Origin of the sequence: Streptomyces sp. MMG1533 (assembly GCF_001279775.1) — a bacterium.
Lineage (GTDB): Bacteria > Actinomycetota > Actinomycetes > Streptomycetales > Streptomycetaceae > Streptomyces.
In genome coordinates, this window is the sequence record NZ_LGDG01000259.1 from 37,606 (window position 1) to 54,529 (window position 16,924).

General features: G+C 71.5%; 14 protein-coding genes and 1 pseudogene. 10 read left to right on the top strand and 5 right to left on the bottom strand.

Going from position 1 to position 16,924, the window contains the following annotated elements; all coding sequences use genetic code 11:
• Positions 1-65: 65 nt before the first annotated feature.
• Complete coding sequence (locus tag ADK57_RS38275; RefSeq protein WP_234390533.1) at positions 66-995, bottom strand: 5'-3' exonuclease; 930 nt, start codon at positions 993-995, stop codon at positions 66-68.
• A gap of 195 nt (positions 996-1,190) precedes the next feature.
• Here ADK57_RS38275 and ADK57_RS38280 point away from each other — a divergent pair, with 195 nt between their 5' ends.
• From ADK57_RS38280 to ADK57_RS38295, 4 genes are all read left to right on the top strand, one after another.
• The gene (locus ADK57_RS38280) at positions 1,191-2,279 is read left to right on the top strand and encodes a quaternary amine ABC transporter ATP-binding protein (RefSeq protein WP_053754307.1); all 1,089 of its coding nucleotides are present in this window, start codon (positions 1,191-1,193) and stop codon (positions 2,277-2,279) included.
• Positions 2,272-4,887 carry an ABC transporter permease/substrate binding protein gene (locus ADK57_RS38285; RefSeq protein ID WP_053754308.1) on the top strand — a complete coding sequence of 872 codons (2,616 nt, stop codon included), beginning with the start codon at positions 2,272-2,274 and terminating at the stop codon, positions 4,885-4,887. Before ADK57_RS38280 ends, ADK57_RS38285 begins: the two co-directional genes overlap by 8 nt.
• Positions 4,888-5,290: 403 nt before the next feature.
• Entirely contained in the window at positions 5,291-5,860 is a 570-nt protein-coding gene (locus tag ADK57_RS38290; protein WP_053754309.1) for a helix-turn-helix domain-containing protein, read from the top strand.
• Positions 5,857-6,570 (top strand): helical backbone metal receptor, encoded by a 714-nt coding sequence (locus tag ADK57_RS38295; RefSeq protein ID WP_053754310.1) that lies wholly within the window; start codon positions 5,857-5,859, stop codon positions 6,568-6,570. The genes ADK57_RS38290 and ADK57_RS38295 overlap by 4 nt, the downstream gene beginning before the upstream one ends.
• On the opposite strand, the gene ADK57_RS38300 is transcribed toward ADK57_RS38295, so the two are convergent.
• Complete coding sequence (locus ADK57_RS38300) at positions 6,482-7,654, bottom strand: TDT family transporter (protein WP_053754311.1); 1,173 nt, start codon at positions 7,652-7,654, stop codon at positions 6,482-6,484. The two genes, ADK57_RS38295 and ADK57_RS38300, sit on opposite strands and share 89 nt — an antisense overlap.
• 70 nt (positions 7,655-7,724) lie before the next feature.
• Between ADK57_RS38300 and ADK57_RS38305 the strand changes: the two genes are divergently transcribed.
• The gene (locus ADK57_RS38305) at positions 7,725-8,660 is read left to right on the top strand and encodes a LysR family transcriptional regulator (RefSeq protein WP_053754312.1); all 936 of its coding nucleotides are present in this window, start codon (positions 7,725-7,727) and stop codon (positions 8,658-8,660) included.
• Between the two features lie 247 nt (positions 8,661-8,907).
• On the opposite strand, the gene ADK57_RS38310 is transcribed toward ADK57_RS38305, so the two are convergent.
• Complete coding sequence (locus ADK57_RS38310) at positions 8,908-9,672, bottom strand: gamma-glutamyl-gamma-aminobutyrate hydrolase family protein (RefSeq protein ID WP_078973561.1); 765 nt, start codon at positions 9,670-9,672, stop codon at positions 8,908-8,910.
• A gap of 61 nt (positions 9,673-9,733) precedes the next feature.
• Positions 9,734-10,468 carry a FadR/GntR family transcriptional regulator gene (locus ADK57_RS52115; RefSeq protein WP_053754313.1) on the bottom strand — a complete coding sequence of 245 codons (735 nt, stop codon included), beginning with the start codon at positions 10,466-10,468 and terminating at the stop codon, positions 9,734-9,736.
• A gap of 85 nt (positions 10,469-10,553) precedes the next feature.
• Between ADK57_RS52115 and ADK57_RS38320 the strand changes: the two genes are divergently transcribed.
• Genes ADK57_RS38320 through ADK57_RS38335 form a run of 4 tightly spaced genes read left to right on the top strand, consistent with a single transcriptional unit; the run spans position 10,554 to position 15,038 of the window.
• Positions 10,554-11,924, top strand: coding sequence for a glutamine synthetase family protein (locus tag ADK57_RS38320; RefSeq protein WP_053754314.1), 1,371 nt, complete (start codon positions 10,554-10,556; stop codon positions 11,922-11,924).
• 8 nt (positions 11,925-11,932) lie between these two features.
• Positions 11,933-13,303 carry an aldehyde dehydrogenase family protein gene (locus ADK57_RS38325; protein WP_053754315.1) on the top strand — a complete coding sequence of 457 codons (1,371 nt, stop codon included), beginning with the start codon at positions 11,933-11,935 and terminating at the stop codon, positions 13,301-13,303.
• 7 nt (positions 13,304-13,310) lie between these two features.
• The gene (locus ADK57_RS38330) at positions 13,311-14,111 is read left to right on the top strand and encodes a 3-oxoacyl-ACP reductase (RefSeq protein ID WP_053754316.1); all 801 of its coding nucleotides are present in this window, start codon (positions 13,311-13,313) and stop codon (positions 14,109-14,111) included.
• Between the two features lie 27 nt (positions 14,112-14,138).
• Positions 14,139-15,038, top strand: coding sequence for a DUF2510 domain-containing protein (locus tag ADK57_RS38335; RefSeq protein ID WP_053754317.1), 900 nt, complete (start codon positions 14,139-14,141; stop codon positions 15,036-15,038).
• A 60-nt stretch (positions 15,039-15,098) separates the two neighbouring features.
• On the opposite strand, the gene ADK57_RS38340 is transcribed toward ADK57_RS38335, so the two are convergent.
• Positions 15,099-16,301, bottom strand: a complete 1,203-nt coding sequence (locus tag ADK57_RS38340) for an amino acid deaminase/aldolase (protein WP_053754318.1) — start codon at positions 16,299-16,301, stop codon at positions 15,099-15,101.
• 281 nt (positions 16,302-16,582) lie between these two features.
• Here ADK57_RS38340 and ADK57_RS50240 point away from each other — a divergent pair.
• Positions 16,583-16,924, top strand: a pseudogene (locus ADK57_RS50240) (hypothetical protein); the annotation flags it as partial.

Sequence of the window (16,924 nt, forward strand, 5' to 3'; positions counted from 1 at the left end):
TGAATACCCCTTGGGTGAGAGGCTCATGAGTCTCTCTGAGGAGACCGTGAACCCCGCAACGACGTCTACGCGGCGAGCGTCGCGAGCAGCCGCTGCAACGATCCGCCCAACCCCCAGTGGGCCGCCAGCTCGTTCAACGTCACGGGATCGCGCGGGACCCGGGGCAGCGCCGTCTCGACCTCCGGCAGCGGAACGTCGTCCGCGACCTTGACGACCTTCGGCGCCACCGCCAGATACGGCCGCGACTCGTCCAGGCGCTTGCGCTGCGTCGGCGTGAGCTTGGCCTTCGGGTCGTCGACCGCGGCGATGATCCCGGCCAGGTCGCCGAACTCGGCGAGCAGCTTCGCCGCCGTCTTCTCGCCGACACCGGGCACCCCCGGCAGGCCGTCGCTCGGGTCGCCGCGCAGCAGCGCGAGATCCGCGTACCCCTTGCCGTCGACCCCGTACTTCCCGCGCAGCCACGCCTCGTCGGTCAGCTGCAGCGTGCCGACGCCCTTGAGCGGGTACAGCACACGCACCCCGCGCTCGTCGTCCACCAGCTGGTACAGGTCCCGGTCGCCGGTGACGATGTCGACCGGACCCTTGGCGCGCGCGGTGAACGTGCCGATCACGTCGTCCGCCTCGTACTCGGCCACGCCCACTCGCGCGATGCCCAGCGCGTCCAGAACGGCCTCGATGACGGGCACCTGCGGTGAGAGCGTGTCCGGCACCTCCTCCTCGTCGGGGCCCGTCCCGTGCTCCTCGGCGACACGGTGCGCCTTGTAGGAGGGGATCAGCTCGACCCGCCAGTGGGGGCGCCAGTCGGCGTCCATACAGGCCACCAGGTGGTCGGGGCGGTGGTCCTTCACCAGGCGGTCGATGAATTCCAGGAGCCCGCGCACGGCGTTCACCGGCGTGCCGTCCGGGGCCTTCACGGACTCCGGCACGCCGAAATAGGCGCGGAAGTAGAGCGAGGCGGTGTCGAGGAGCATGAGTCGTCCGGTCACGCCACGCATCATGCCGTACGGCACGGACAGAGACCCCTCGGTGACGCAGCGCTTCACGCGCGTAAAGCTCCTGTGAACTGGACCACCAGCGCGTTTGGCCCGCATCGGCCCGGGCAGGTGCCGCTTCCGGAGCGATGCCGGTTGCGCATTCAACTGTCAGTGGCCCTTCGCCTCCCATTCCTGGCGTCGAGACAAGAGGTACGTGTGTCATCCAGACTTGAGGCCGAAGCGCTCTACAAGGTGTTCGGCAGACGACCGAACGAGGCAGTCGAACGGCTCCGGCAGGGGACGGACCGGGACCAACTGCGTGCCGACGGCGCCACCGCGGCGGTGATCGACGCCTCCTTCACCGTGGAACCGGGGCAGATCTTCGTGGTGATGGGCCTGTCCGGTTCCGGCAAGTCCACACTGCTGCGCATGCTCAACGGCCTCCTGGAGCCGACCGCGGGCCGCGTCCGCTTCGACGGCCAGGACCTCACCGCGCTCTCCGACCGCGAACTGCGAACGGTCCGCGCGAAGAAGATCAGCATGGTCTTCCAGCACTTCGCGCTCTTCCCGCACCGCAGCGTCCTGGAGAACGCCGCCTACGGCCTGTCCGTCCAGGGCGTGCCCCGCCGCGAGCGCGAGGCGCGTGCCGCCGAGGCGCTCGACCTGTGCGGCCTGGCCGGCTGGGAGAAGTCCTGGCCCGACGAACTGTCCGGCGGCATGCAGCAGCGCGTGGGCCTGGCCCGCGCCCTGGCCACCGACGCCGACCTGCTGCTCATGGACGAGTCGTTCAGCGCGCTCGACCCGCTGATCCGCCGTGACATGCAGGACCAGCTCCTCCAGCTCCAGCAGACCCTGAAGAAGACGATCGTCTTCATCACCCACGACCTCAACGAGGCCATGCGCCTGGGCGATCGCATCGCCGTCATGCGCGACGGCCGTATCGTCCAGATCGGCACGGCGGAGGACATCCTCATCCGCCCGGAGAACGAGTACGTGGCCTCCTTCACCGAGGACGTCGACCGCTCCCGCGTCCTGACCGCGTCCGCCGTGATGGACAAGGACGTGCGTGGCGACGAGGGCCGGTGCGGCTGCGAGACCGCGACGCCCGACACGCCGTTCACCGAACTCTGCGCGATCAGCGCCCGGTTGACGCACCCCGTGGCCGTCCTCGACGCGAAACGGAAACTCGTGGGCGTCGTACCGAGACAACGCCTTGTCGGCTTCCTCGGCGACGAGCAGGGCGCTCCCGAGGCCTGCGACTCCCCGCGGGACAAGGGCGGGGACAAGGTGGTGTCCCGTGCCTAGGATTCCGCTCGGCGACTGGGTCAACGACGCCGTCGACTGGCTGCTCGGCCACATGGCCTGGCTCTTCGACTTCCTCAAGACCGTCTTCACCGGCACCTACGACGGCATCGACGCCGTCCTCCAGGCGCCCGAACCCCTGATCCTCGCGGGCATCTTCGCCGTGCTCGCCTTCTGGCTGCGCGGCACGCTCGCCGGTGTCCTCACCTTCGCGGGATTCGCCTTCATCGACTCCCTCGAACTGTGGGAGGACGCGATGGTGACCCTGTCGCTGGTCCTCGTCGCCACGATCATCGCCCTCGTCATATCGGTGCCGGTGGGCATCTGGGCGGCGCGCTCCAGCCGGGTCAGCGGGCTCGTCCGGCCGGTGCTGGACTTCATGCAGACGCTGCCGGCGATGATCTACCTCATCCCGGCGATCCTGTTCTTCGGCACCGGTGCCTCCGCGGGCATCGTCGCGACCCTGATCTTCGCGCTCGCCCCCGGCGTGCGCATGACGGAGCTGGGCATCCGTCAGGTCGACAAGGAACTGGTCGAGGCCGCCGAGGCGTTCGGCACCACACCGCGCGACACACTGCTGCGCGTCCAGCTGCCGCTCGCGCTGCCCACCGTCATGGCCGGCGTGAACCAGGTCATCATGCTCGGCCTGTCCATGGCCGCCATCGCCGGCATGGTCGGCACCGGCGGGCTCGGCGGCGACGTCAACGAGGCCATCGGCCAGCTCAACGTCGGTCTCGGCTCCGAGGCCGGCGTCGCCATCGTGATCCTCGCGATCTACCTCGACCGCATGACCAGCGCCCTCGGTGTCCATGTCTCCCCGCTGGGCCGCCGTGCCGCCGCCAAGGCGCGGGCCGCACAGGGCCTGAAGATCTGGTCGTACCGGCCCCGTCCGCAGGTCGCCGTGATCGGTGTCGTGGTCCTCGCCCTCGTGGCGGGCGGCATGGGCATCTTCGGCGGCGACGGCGGGTCCTCCACCGTCGCCGACAGCAAGGACGTCGGCCAGGGCAAGAAGATCAGCATCGGCTACATCCCCTGGGACGAGGGCGTCGCCTCCACCTACCTGTGGAAGGAGATCCTGGAGGAACGCGGCTTCCAGGTGGACGCCAAGCAGTTCGACGCCGGCCCGCTCTACACCTCCCTCGCGCAGGGCACCGTCGACTTCCAGACCGACGCCTGGCTGCCGACCACCCACGAGCAGTACTGGAAGAAGTACGGCAGCAAGCTCGACGACCTCGGTGCCTGGTACGGCCAGACCTCCCTGGAGCTGAGCGTGCCCTCCTACATGAAGGGCATCGACTCCCTGGAGGACCTCAAGGGCAAGGCCGCCACCTTCGGCGGGAAGATCACCGGCATCGAGTCCAGCGCCGGCATGATGAGCCTGCTCAAGAGCAAGGTCCTCAAGGAGTACGGCCTCGACAAGGAGTACAAGGTCGTCGACAGCTCCACGCCGGCGATGCTGGCCGAGCTCAAGCGGGCCTACAGCAAGAAGGAACCGATCGTCGTCACGCTCTGGTCCCCGCACTGGGCGTACAGCGACTACGACCTGAAGAAGCTCAAGGACCCCAAGGGCGCCTGGGGCAAGGGCGACGGCGTCCACACGATCACCCGCAAGGGCTTCGCGGACGAGAACCCGGTCGTCGGTGAGTGGCTGAAGAACTTCAAGATGGACGAGAAGCAGCTCACCGGCCTGGAAGCCGAGATCAACAAGGCGGGCAAGGGCAAGCAGCAGGACGCCGTGCGCGCCTGGCTGAAGAAGAACCCCGGGGTCGTCGACAAGCTGGCCCCGGTCGCGAGCGGCTCCGGCTCGACCCCCGCCGAGGCCAAGCGGCCCATCGACGTGGCCTGGTTCCCCTGGGACGAGGACATCGCCGTCACCTACCTGTGGAAGAACGTCCTGGAGCGGCGCGGCTACAAGCTGAACCTCAAGCAGATGGACGTCGGCCCGGTCTACACCGGCCTCGCCTCCGGGGACCTCGATCTCAACTTCGACGCCTGGCTGCCGTACGCGCAGAAGAACTACTGGGACAAGAGCAAGGACAAACTCGCTGACCTGGGCACCTGGTACGAACCGACCTCACTGGAGGTCGCCGTGCCCTCGTACGTCAAGGACGTGAAGTCCTACGAGGACCTCAAGGGCAAGGCCGACCTCTTCGACGGGAAGATCATCGGCATCGAGCCGGGCACCGGTGAGATGAACCTGCTCAAGACGAAGGTCCTGCCCGGCTACGGCCTGGACAAGGAGTACGAGGTCGTCGACGGCTCCACGCCCGCGATGCTGGCCGAGCTCAAGCGCGCCTACGCCAAGAAGGAGCCCGTCGCGGTCGTCCTGTGGTCGCCGCACTGGGCGTACAGCCAGTACGACCTCACCAAGCTGAAGGACGACAAGAAGCTCTTCGGCGAGGGCAACACGATCCGCACCATCTCCAACGAGAAGTTCCCCGGGCAGTACCCCGAGCTCACGAAGTGGATCAAGAACTTCAAGATGAGCGAGGACGAGCTCGGCAGCCTGGAGGCCGAGATCAACAAGCACGGCCAGGGGCAGGAGCAGGAAGCGGTCGCCGCGTGGCTGAAGGAGCACCCGGACATGGTCGACCGGATGACCCCGCAGTAGTCGCCGCACCGAAGCCGCCCGAGGGGCGGACCTCCCCACGCGTCCTGACGGCGTGTGCCGAGGTCCGCCCCTCGGGCCATGATCGGAGGCCTCGTTCAGGGGTACTCGTCCACGAGAAGGATCCGGCCAATCACACAGAGCTGTACTCCTCTGGCCTTGGCTGCCGTCCGGCCTGCTGGTCGGCATCTTCGTCCCACACAACAAAACCCCGCCCGCCGACTCCGGGGAGCCGATCCAATGGCGCGATCTGTGAGGTCCGGTGACACCCCGCGTGTCGTCGATGTGACGGGTGCATGAAACGGTTTGCCGAACCTGCGTAGGGTGCAGAGAACTCATCACAAGCAATGCGCCCGAGCCGTGGCGCCGGTGATGCGGACCGCGAGCGAGGGAGGGAGCCGAAGCGATGGGCGACCACAAAGAACAGCCACTTCGGGTGGGCGCGGCCGTACGGCGCCGGCGCCGGGCGCTGGAGCTCACCCTCGCCGTCGTGGCCGAGCGCAGCGGCCTCTCGGTCCCCTTCCTGAGCCAGATCGAGAACGAACGCGCGCGGCCCAGCCAGACCTCCCTGGAGAAGGTCGCCGACGCCCTGCGCACCACCGCCGTCGAACTCCTCGCGGCCGCCGATCCGGCGTGCAGCGTCGATGTCGTGCGCTCCGAGGGGGTCGAGTCGGTGTACGAGCCGCGGGTGCGTTCCCTGGTGCGAGGTCACCACCAGATGCACGCCTCGGAGTTCACCGGCGATCATGACGCCGGCCGTGAATTCCAGTACCGCAACGACCAGTTGATGTACGTCGCCGACGGCGCCGTGGAGATCGAGGCCGAGGGCCGCGCCTACCGGCTGGGCCGCGGCGACACCCTCTACCTCACCGGCGGTGTGCGGCACCGCTGGCGGGCGACGGTGGCCGACACCCGTGTGGTCGTCGTCGCCGTGGCCGAACACATCGAGGCGGTCCAGGACCGACCGCGCCAGTGAGGGTCGTCTCGCTCGTCCCGTCCCTCACCGAGGCCGTGGCCCGGGCCGGCACCCTGGTCGGCGCCACCGACTGGTGCGCGCATCCGGCCGACCTCGACGTCACCCGCGTCGGCGGCACCAAGAACCCGAAGGTGGACCGGATCGTCGCGCTCGCCCCCGACCTGGTGATCGCCAACGAGGAGGAGAACCGCGCCCCCGACCTGGCCGCCCTGCGCGAGGCGGGCATCGAGGTGCTGGTGACCGAGGTGCGGGACGTGCCGCAGGCCTTCCGGGAACTCCAGCGCGTGCTGCAGGCGTGCGGGGCGAGGACCCGCCCCCGCTGGCTCGACGAGGCAGAGCAGGCCTGGTCGGCGCTACGGCCGCCCGAGCGCCGTACGACGGCGGTCGTTCCGATCTGGCGCCGGCCGTGGATGGTCCTGGGCCGGGACACCTTCGCGGGCGACGTCCTGGCCCGCCTGGGCGTCGAGAACCTGTACGCGGGACACGCGGAGCGCTATCCGCGCATTCCGGTCGAGGAACTGAGGGCCGCCGCGCCGGACGTCGTCGTACTCCCCGACGAGCCCTACCGCTTCACGGCCGACGACGGCCCGGAAGCCTTCCCCGGCCTGCCCTGCGCGCTGGTCAGCGGGCGGCACCTGACGTGGTACGGGCCGTCGCTGGCCGAGGCGCCACGGGTGCTCGGCGAGGCGCTGCGAGCAGCCCGCCGCTGAGCAGGCCGCGCGCGGTGTGCACGGCGGTGGTGGCCCAGGCGGCGACGAGGACGCCGTACAGGCCGACGGCGAGCCCGTCGTAGGCGAGGAGCCCGGTGTGCCGGGCCAGTGCCTCCGCGCCCGTGACGCAGGTGCCCACCGGGAAGGTGAACGCCCACCAGGTCATCGCGAAGCCCATGCCCTGCCGTCGCGCACGCACGACGTGCGCGGTGGCGAGCGCGAACCACAGCAGGGCGAAGCCCATGACGGGAACTCCGTAGAGCACGGCGAAGACACCGAAGCCCGCGCTGTAGGGAGCCGGTACGACACCGGGTGCCATGTCCGCGAAGTTGCCGACGGCGGTCGTGGACTGGCCGAGCGGGCCGAGCACCAGGAACAGGGTCGGGGTGAGGGCGAGCGGCAGGGGCCCGGCGGTGATCAGCCGGGTGAAGACCACCGGCAGCATGGCCAGGGTCGCGAGCAGGCTCAGTCCGAACATGGCGAAGCAGGCGAGGAGCAGGGTTTCCCGCGGCTGACCGGGCGGCAGATGCGGCACGAGCAGCGGCCCGAGGGCCGCGGACACCATGGGCGCGACGACCGGCAACAGCCACACGGGCGTGGCCTGTCCAGGCTCCACGCGATGGCGTACGGCCATCAGGTACGGCACGGCGACGGCGGCCGCCAGCCCCACGATCGTCCCGGCGGTGAACAGCACGGCGTCGAGGGCGACCGCCGCCTCGACGCCGATCCAGTTCCGGCCGACGGCGAGGGCGCCGCCGCCGACGGCGAGCAAAGCCATGGCGAGGCAGCCGTAGAAGGGGGCCGTGGCCGGGTCGAGGAGGTGGGCGCGGGCCTGGTCGCGATGGTGCCTCCAGTGCAGGGCACGGGCGCAGAGGAGGGCGACGAGCAGGGCCAGTGCGAGGGCCCAGATGACGGTGCAGGCGGTGTGCAGGCCGGGGACCTGCACGGGAAGGGCGGCTCCTGCGGTGGCGACGACGGCGGTGCCCATGACGCAGGCGTACCAGTTCGGTCCGAGGTGACGGACGGCGATGGCGCGCGGGGGGTGTGCGGTGGCACGGGGGAGAGGCCGGGCTGCGGTGACCATGTGTTCACCGTCTCGCCGGTGAAGGGCCGCTACCAGGGAGTATGTCTCTATGAGGGCATAAGCTGACTTTATGAGCGGCGATGGGGAACAGGACAAGTCCCGGTTCGCGGTGGGCGGCTCGCTGTCGCACCGGGTGCCGGATCTCGGGGCGCTGGAGTTGCTGCTGGCGGTGGCGCGGCTCGGGAGCCTGGGCCAGGCCGCGCGCGAGCTGGGCATCACCCAGCCCGCCGCCAGCAGCCGGGTCCGCTCGATGGAACGCCAGCTGGGGGTGGCGCTGGTGGACCGTTCGCCGCGCGGCTCCCGGCTCACCGACGCCGGGGCGCTGGTCACCGACTGGGCGCGGCGGATCGTGGAGGCGGCGGAGGTCTTCGACGCGGGGGCGCAGGCGCTGCGGGACCGCCGGGACTCCCGGCTCCGGGTGGCGGCGAGCATGACGATCGCCGAGTACCTGTTGCCGGGCTGGCTGCTCGCGCTGCGCGCCCAGCGGCCGGACACCGCGGTGTCGCTCCTCGCCGGCAACTCGGCGGCGGTGGCGGAGCGGTTGCTGTCGGACGAGGCGGACCTGGGGTTCGTGGAGGGGCTCAGCGTCCCGACCGGCCTGGACTCCGTGGTCATCGCCCACGACCGCCTGATCGTGGTGACGGCGCCGGGGCATCCGTGGGCGCGGCGTCGCCGTCCCCTGGAAGCGTCCGAGCTGGCTGCCACACCACTGATCCTGCGCGAGAAGGGCTCGGGCACGCGTCAGGTCCTGGATACGGCACTGGGCGGCCTCGCGCGGCCGCTGATCGAGCTGTCGTCGACCACGGCCGTGAAGGCGGCGGCGGTGAGCGGGGCGGGACCGGCGGTGCTCAGCGAACTGGCCGTGCGGGAGGAGTTGGCGATGCGGCGGTTGGTGAGCGTGCCGGTGGAGGGGGTTTCGCTGGCCCGGGACCTGAGGGCGGTGTGGCCCACGGGGCACCGGCCGGTGGGACCGGCGAGGGAACTGCTGTCGCTGACGCGCGGATAGGCGGGCGCTGCCGGGGGCTCCGGCCCAGACCTCCGCCCCCAGACCTCCGCCCCCAGACCTCCGCCCCCAGGCCTCCGGCCCCGAGCCTCCGGCCCCAGGCCTCCGTCCCCGAGCCTCCGTCCCCAGGCCTCCGTCCCCGAGCCTCCGTCCCCGAGCCTCCGTCCCCGAGCCTCCGTCCCCGAGCCTCCGTCCCCAGGCCTCCGTCCCCAGGCCTCCGTCCCCGAGCCTCCGGCCCCAGGCCTCCGGCCTACGCCCGCCCTCCCCCACGCTCGGCTGCGCTCGCGCGGGGGGACCCCCATCCCGGCTCGGTGGGTCGAGAGGCGGGCCACGAGGAAGCCGCCTCCACCAGCGCCCGCATCACCCGCACGTCCTCACCCATCTCCGGATGCCACTGCACCCCCACCACCCAGTGCGGGCCGGGAAGCTCGACCGCTTCCACCGTCCCGTCCGCCGCGTACGCCGAGGCGATCAGGCCCGAGCCGAGGCGGTCCACCGCCTGGTGGTGGAAGGTGGGCACCGAGGTCTCCTCCGGGACGACATCGGCGTACGCCGTGCCGGGGACCGGCTTCACCGGGTGCCGGCCGAAGACGCCGGGGACCTCCGCGTGGCCGTCGATGTGCTGGACGAGGGTGCCGCCCAGCGCGACGTTCAGCAGTTGCATGCCCCGGCAGATGCCCAGCAGCGGCATCCGTGCGGCCAGGGCCGCCTCGATCAGAGCGAGCTCCCAGGTGTCCCGGGCGCGTGCGGGCGGTCCGGTGCGGGGCTCGGCCTGCGCGCCGTAGCGGACCGGCTCGACGTCCGGGCCGCCCGCGATCACCAGACCGTCGAGGCGGGCCACGGTCGCCGCGGCGTGCTCCGGCGCGTCCGGCGGAAGCATCGCGGCCAGCCCGCCCGCGCGCTGCACGAGCCGCGGATACCCGGCGGGCAGCAGCGCCGCCTCCAGCTCCCACACGCCCCAGCGCGCCCCGGCCTCCAGGTACGTACTGACACCGATCAGCGGCCTGCCCGACATGTACCCCTCCGACCCGTCAATGGACTGCCGTCATACCTTTTCGCCCGGGCGGTTCCCGTCCTCATGCCAGGAACCCCCGCAGCAGCGCCGCCGTCCCCGCGCAGTGCTCCCGCATCATCTCCCGCGCCCCGTCCGCGTCCCCGTCGAGGACCGCCTCGACCAGCGCGGTGTGCTGGCGCTGGGAGTGCTCGAGGTTGCGCACCAGGAGCGGGATGCAGTCGAGGAGGTCGTTCACCGAGGCCCGTACCGCCGCGTACTGCGCGGTCAGCGTCGGCGAGCCGCACAGCTCGGCGAGGGTGAGGTGGAGCAGGGTGTCCAGTCGACGGTACTCGGACAGCGGGGCGTCCTGCGTGGCGGCCAGTGCCTCCCGCAGCCGCCCCGCCTGCTCCGCCGACAGGCCGTGCGTCGCGCACAGCCCGGCCGCACCCACCTCAAGGACCTCCCGGAAGCGAAGTACATCCTCGATGTCGACCTCGGTGACACGCCGCCGCAGCTCGTCCTCGCCGCCCGCGTCCGCACGCGGCAGGACGAAGGTTCCGCCGTACCGCCCGCGCCGCGACTCCACCAGCCCCTGGTCCTGGAGCACCTTCAGCACCTCGCGCAGCGTCACCCGGCTGATCCCGAGCCGCTCCGCCAGCTCCCGCTCCGCGGGCAGCCGCTCGCCGCCCGGCACCAGACCGAGCCGTACGACCTGGAGGATCTGCTCCAGCGCCTCCTCGAAGCCGTTGCCCGCCCGCACCGGCCGCAGTACCGGCGTCAGCCGGTCGTCCGGGCCGCCGTCAGCCTCCAGTGACATGTGACCGTGCCCCCTTCCCAAGCAATGGTTCTCCGCAATACCTTATGGCTTCCGGCTGACCGAAGAAGCCGAAGGAGGCTTTCCCGTGGCAGACCGCACACCCCCGCTGAGCGTCGAGGACCTGCACGCCCTCGTCGCCGGCGGTGAGATCGACACTGTCGTCCTGGCCTTCCCCGACATGCAAGGGCGGCTCCAGGGCAAGCGGTTCGCCGCCCGTTTCTTCCTCGACGAGGTCCTCCACCACGGCACCGAGGGCTGCAACTACCTCCTCGCCGTCGACACCGAGATGAACACCGTCGACGGCTATGCGATGTCCTCCTGGGACCGGGGCTACGGCGACTTCGCCATGCACCCCGACCTGTCCACGCTCCGCCGCGTCCCGTGGAACGCCGGTACGGCGATGCTGATCGCCGACCTCGCCTGGAACGACGGATCCCCGGTCGTCGCCGCCCCCCGCCAGATCCTCCGCCGCCAGCTGGAACGCCTCGCCGAGCACGGTTTCACCGCCCAGGTCGGCACCGAGCTGGAGTTCATCGTCTTCAAGGACACCTACGAACAGGCGTGGGACGCGAACTACCGGGGGCTGACGCCGGCCAACCAGTACAACATCGACTACTCGGTCCTCGGCACCGGCCGCATCGAGCCGCTGCTGCGCCGCATCCGCAACGAGATGGCGGCCGCCGGCCTCACCGTCGAGTCCGCCAAGGGCGAGTGCAACCCCGGCCAGCACGAGATCGCCTTCCGCTATGACGACGCCCTGGTCACCTGCGACCAGCACGCCGTCTACAAGACCGGCGCCAAGGAGATCGCCGCCCAGGAGGGTGTGTCGCTCACCTTCATGGCCAAGTACAACGAGCGCGAGGGCAACTCCTGCCACATCCACCTCTCGCTCGCGGACGCGGCCGGGAACAACGCCATGGAGGGCTCGGGGGACGACCCGGGCGGCATGTCCGAGGTGATGCGCCACTTCCTCGCCGGACAGCTGGCCGCACTCCGCGACTTCTCGCTGCTCTACGCCCCCAACATCAACTCCTACAAGCGCTTCCAGCCGGGCTCCTTCGCCCCGACCGCGGTCGCCTGGGGCTACGACAACCGCACCTGCTCGCTGCGCGTCGTCGGCCACGGCCGCTCCCTGCGCTTCGAGAACCGGCTGCCCGGCGGCGACGTCAACCCGTACCTCGCGGTGGCCGGGCTGGTCGCGGCCGGGCTGTACGGCATCGAGCAGAAGCTGGAGCTGCCCGAGGAGTGCCCGGGCAACGCCTACACCGCCGGATTCGAGCATGTGCCGACCACCCTGCGCGAGGCCGCCGACCTCTGGGAGAACAGCCCGATCGCCCAGGCCGCCTTCGGTGACGAGGTCGTCGCGCACTACCGCAACATGGCGCGCGTCGAACTGGACGCCTTCGACGCCGCGGTGACCGACTGGGAGCTGCGCCGCTCCTTCGAACGCCTGTGAGGCCCCTCTTGTCCGCCGAGCACACCCTGGAAGTACTGAACCCCGCGACCGAGGAGGTCGTCGCCACCGTCCCGGCCGCCACGGCCGCCGACGTGGACACGGCCGTCGTGCGCGCCACGCGGGCACAGGCCCGGTGGGCCGCCCTCGCGCCCGGCGACCGGGCCCGGCTGCTGCGCCGGTTCGCCGTCGCAGTCGACGAACACCTCGAGGAACTGGCGCGGTCGGAGGTCCGGGAGGCGGGCCACACCGTCGGCAACGCCCGCTGGGAGGCGGGCAACGTACGCGATCTGCTCGACTACGCGGCCGGGGGAGTGGAGCGGCTGACGGGACGCCAGATCCCGGTGCCCGGCGGCCTCGACGTCACGATCCTCGAACCGCTGGGTGTCGTCGGCGTCATCGCCCCCTGGAACTTCCCGATGCCGATCGCGGCCTGGGGCACCGCCCCCGCGCTCGCCGCGGGCAACGCGGTGATCCTCAAGCCCGCCGAGACGACCCCGCTGACCGCGCTGCGCCTGGCCGAACTCGCCCTGGAGGCGGGTCTGCCGGAGGGGCTGTTCCAGGTACTGCCCGGTCACGGCCCCGTCGCGGGCAACGCGCTCGTCGAGCACCCGGGCGTGGCGAAGATCGTCTTCACCGGGTCAACGGCGGTGGGCAAACAGGTGTTGGCAAAGGGGTCCGCCCTCCTCAAGCGCGTCACCCTCGAACTCGGCGGCAAGAGCCCGAACATCGTCTTCGCCGACGCCGACCTCGAAGCCGCCGCGGCCGCCGCCCCCATGGCCTTCCTCGACAACTCCGGTCAGGACTGCTGCGCCCGCACCCGCATCCTCGTCCAGCGCAGCGCCTACGACCGCTTCCTGGACCTCCTCGCCCCGGGGATCGAGTCGGTCCGCGTCGGCGACCCGGCCGACGAGCAGACCCAGATGGGCCCACTGATCTCCAAGGTCCAGCTGAACAGGGTCCGTTCGTACGTGACGGACGATCTGAACGGCATTCGCGGCAAGGCCCCCGAGGGCCCCGGCTTCTGGTTCCCGCCCACTGTCCTGACCGGCGTCGACCCGCACGCGCGCGTGGCCGTCGAGGAGGTCTTCGGCCCCGTCGCCGTCGTCCTCCCCTTCGAGGAGGAGGCGGAGGCCGTGGCTCTTGCCAACGCCACCGACTACGGCCTCTCCGGCTCCATCTGGACCCGGGACGTCGGCCGCGCCCTGCGCGTCTCCCAGGCGGTCCGCGCGGGCAACCTGTCCGTCAACTCGCACTCCAGCGTCCGCTACTGGACGCCCTTCGGCGGCTTCAAGCAGTCCGGCATCGGCCGCGAGCTCGGCCCGGACGCCCTCACCGCCTTCACCGAAACCAAGAACGTCTTCATCAGTACGGAGGCCTGAGCCACCCATGACCGAGCAGGCTGAACAGTCTCAGCACACCATCTGCCGCCGCCTCGTCGGACGTACCGCCGTCATCACCGGAGCCGGCAGCGGCATCGGCCTCGCCACCGCGCGCCGGCTCGCCTCCGAGGGCGCGCACGTCGTCTGCGGCGACGTCGACGAGCAGCGCGGCAAGGCGGCAGCCGAGGTGGTCGGCGGGATCTTCGTGAAGGTCGACGTCACCGACCCCGAGCAGGTCGAGGCGCTGTTCCAGGCGGCGTACGACACCTACGGCAGCGTCGACGTCGCCTTCAACAACGCGGGCATCTCCCCGCCCGACGACGACTCCATCCTGGAGACCGGCCTGGAGGCCTGGAAGCGCGTCCAGGAGGTCAACCTGACCTCCGTCTACCTGTGCTGCAAGGCGGCCATCCCCTACATGCGGCGCCAGGGCAAGGGCTCCATCATCAACACGGCGTCCTTCGTGGCCCGGATGGGCGCGGCGACCTCGCAGATCTCGTACACGGCGTCCAAGGGCGGCGTCCTGGCCATGTCCCGTGAACTGGGTGTGCAGTTCGCGCGGGAGGGCATCCGGGTCAACGCCCTGTGCCCGGGGCCGGTCAACACCCCCCTGCTCCAGGAACTGTTCGCCAAGGACCCGGAGCGGGCCGCCCGGCGTCTGGTGCACATCCCGGTCGGCCGGTTCGCCGAGGCCGAGGAGATCGCCGCCGCCGTCGCGTTCCTGGCCAGCGACGACTCCTCCTTCGTGAACGCCACCGACTTCCTGGTGGACGGCGGAATCTCGGGGGCATACGTCACGCCGCTCTAGCCAGCGCCCTACAGTGCCGGAATGAGCATGACGTCCCCGCCCGGCTGGTACCCCGACCCCCAGGCTCCCCACCTGGAGCGCTGGTGGGACGGGGCCACCTGGACCGAACACCTGCGCGCACCGGAGGCCCCCGGGCCGCCGCAGCCGTCCGGCGGGACGTCCGGGCGCGCCAAGGCCGTCGCCCTCACGACCGCCGCCGTCGTCCTGGTCGCCGCGATCGTCACGGGAGTGGCCGTACTCGGCGAGGACGACGACGGCGGCGGCCCGGCGGCAGACGCCCTGCCGACGGCCGTCACGTCCACGTCCGTCACTGACACACCCACCCCGACCACCTCCGAGCCGGCCACCGGCGACCCCGGCCCGGTGGTGGACGAACTCAACGGCATCACACTGCCGTTGCCCGACGGCTGGACCACGCCGAAGAACGTCGCCGAGGACGACGTCGTCATGACCACCGACGACGGGACGTACGACTGTCCGGCCGGCATCGGCATCTGCCGGCACGGCCTCGTCCTCACCCGCACGGTCACCGAGAACGACGAGAGGTCCCCCGAGGCCCTCGCCCGGCAGGACATCCCGGACGCGGCCGACGCGGCGTACGACCGCGACAGCCTCGACCGGCGCCTCTACGGCGGCATCGAGTCGCACCGGACCGTCAGGTCCGGGCCGGTCGCGGTGGCCGGACGGGCCGGGTACTTCGTGCGCTGGCGGGTGACGACGGCCGACGGACCCGGCGGCTACGTGCAGTCCCTGGCCTTCCCGTCCAGCGTCGGCAGCGAGTCGCCGGTCATCGTGCGGTTCGTCTTCGACGCGGGCCCGGACGGGCCGCCGCTCGCCGACATGGACCGGATCACCAAGGGGATCCGGTCGATCGGCGACACGGACACCGGCGGGGGCGTGGGCAGCAGCATCGGTCCGTCGAGCTAGCGGAGAGGTCAGAGGAAGGGGTCAGAGGAAGGGGTCAGAGGAAGGGGTCAGAGGAAGGGGTCAGAGGAAGGTGTGGCCTTCCCCGCGGTACGTCGGGACGGTCGCCGTCACCGCGTCCCCCTCGATCAGGTGCAGCACGTCGAACCGCTCGCACAGCTCACCGGCCTTTGCGTGCCGGAACCACACCTTGTCGCCGAGCAGGAGGTCGTCGGCCGGGGAACCGAGCAGGGGGGTCTGGACCTCGCCGGGCCCCTCCTGCGGGTCGTACTTCAGCCCTTCCGGCAGGTACGGCACCGGCAGCCGGTCGGGACCGGCCGCACCGGACGCGGGATAGCCGCCGCCGAGGACGGTCACGACCCCGACCCCCGGCCGCCGTACGACGGGCTGGGCGTACAGCGCCGCCGGACGACCGCTGAAAGACGTGTAGTTGTCGAACAGCCGCGGTACGTACAGCCCCGACCCGGCGCCGATCTCGGTCACCGCGTCCTCCGCGGCGGTGTGCTGCACACTGCCCGTGCCGCCGCCGTTGACGAACTCCAGGTCCGGCACCACGGCCCGCACCGCGCGCACCACTTCACCGCGCCGCTCGACGAGTTCCCTGCGGGCGGTGGCCTGCATCAGCCGGACGGCACGCGAACGCAGCGGCCGCCCGGCGACCGCGTCACCGACACCGGCGATGTGCCCCTCGTACGCCATGATCCCGACGACCTTGAACCCCGGCCGCCGGGCCACGGCACGGGCCATGTCGGCGACTTGGGCGGGGGAGTGCAGCGGGGAGCGCCGGGCACCGACACGCACCCGACCCCCGAGGAGCTTCAGCGAGGTGTCCAACTCCAGGCAGACGCGCACGACTTCGCGCCCGCCGCCGCGCGCCTCGTCGATGAACCTGAGCTGCGCCGGGTCGTCGACCATCACCGTCACGGCGGCGGCGAGCTTGGGATCGGCCGCCAGCTCGGCGAACGCGGCGCGGTCGGCGGACGGGTAGGCGAGCAGGATGTCGTCGAACCCGGACCGCGCGAGCCACAGGGACTCTTCGAGGGTGAAGGACATGATGCCCGCGAAGCCGTCCTTCCCCAGGACGCGTTCCAGCAGGGCCCGGCAGCGTACGGACTTGCTGGCGACCCGGACCGGCTTGCCGCCGGCGCGGCGGACGAGATCGTCCGCGTTGGCGTCGAAGGCGTCGAGGTCCACGATCGCGAGGGGGGCGTCGAGATGGGCGGTGGCCCGGTCGTAACGGGCCCGGTCGGCGGCGCGCGCAGTCATGCACGCAGCCTGCCAGACTGGATTACCGCAGGGTAGGGGGACGTTCCGGGCAGATGCCCCGGGCTCGTGGACTGGTTCCCGTTCGCGTAGGAACAACCCGTAGAGTGACGCGCACGCACGGAGGACGTCCCGCCCCCGGTCGCAGGCCCGCGCCGGGATGCCGGTCCCCCCGTGCGGGTATGCGTTGCCCGGACGGCAGAGTCCGCACCGGGCCGGGCCACCACGACAACGGCCCGCGCACGAGGAGACGGCCCGGGCACGAGGAAACGGGGGTGGCCCGCATGAGCACGGAAGCACGCCGCCCCGCCGTACCCCCACGTCCCACCGAACCGCCGGTGGCCGGGGCCCCCGAGGGCGAGGGTGAGGGGCCGACGACGTCTTCGACCGAGGATGCGCGCACGGACCCCCCTTCCGCGGCCGAGCGTGACACGTGGGACGGCTTCCTCGCCGCACGCGGCTCGGCCGCCTCGACGGGCGGTGACGGCTCCGGTGCGGTGACATCGCCCCGCCGGGGAGGCGAGGCCAACGGGGCCCGCGGCACCTCCGGGTCCCAGGACATCCGGCCCCCCTTCCCGAACCTGCGCACCCCGTCCCCCCGTGCCGCCGCCCCCACAGCCCCGCCC

Coding starts and splice junctions, on each gene's coding strand:
- ADK57_RS38335 (WP_053754317.1), top strand. CDS start 14,139: ATGACGTCCCCGCCCGGCTGGTACCCCGACCCCCAGGCTCCCCACCTG.
- ADK57_RS52115 (WP_053754313.1), bottom strand. CDS start 10,468: ATGTCACTGGAGGCTGACGGCGGCCCGGACGACCGGCTGACGCCGGTA.
- ADK57_RS38330 (WP_053754316.1), top strand. CDS start 13,311: ATGACCGAGCAGGCTGAACAGTCTCAGCACACCATCTGCCGCCGCCTC.
- ADK57_RS38310 (WP_078973561.1), bottom strand. CDS start 9,672: ATGTCGGGCAGGCCGCTGATCGGTGTCAGTACGTACCTGGAGGCCGGG.
- ADK57_RS38290 (WP_053754309.1), top strand. CDS start 5,291: ATGGGCGACCACAAAGAACAGCCACTTCGGGTGGGCGCGGCCGTACGG.
- ADK57_RS38300 (WP_053754311.1), bottom strand. CDS start 7,654: ATGGTCACCGCAGCCCGGCCTCTCCCCCGTGCCACCGCACACCCCCCG.
- ADK57_RS38275 (WP_234390533.1), bottom strand. CDS start 995: ATGCGTGGCGTGACCGGACGACTCATGCTCCTCGACACCGCCTCGCTC.
- ADK57_RS38340 (WP_053754318.1), bottom strand. CDS start 16,301: ATGACTGCGCGCGCCGCCGACCGGGCCCGTTACGACCGGGCCACCGCC.
- ADK57_RS38305 (WP_053754312.1), top strand. CDS start 7,725: ATGAGCGGCGATGGGGAACAGGACAAGTCCCGGTTCGCGGTGGGCGGC.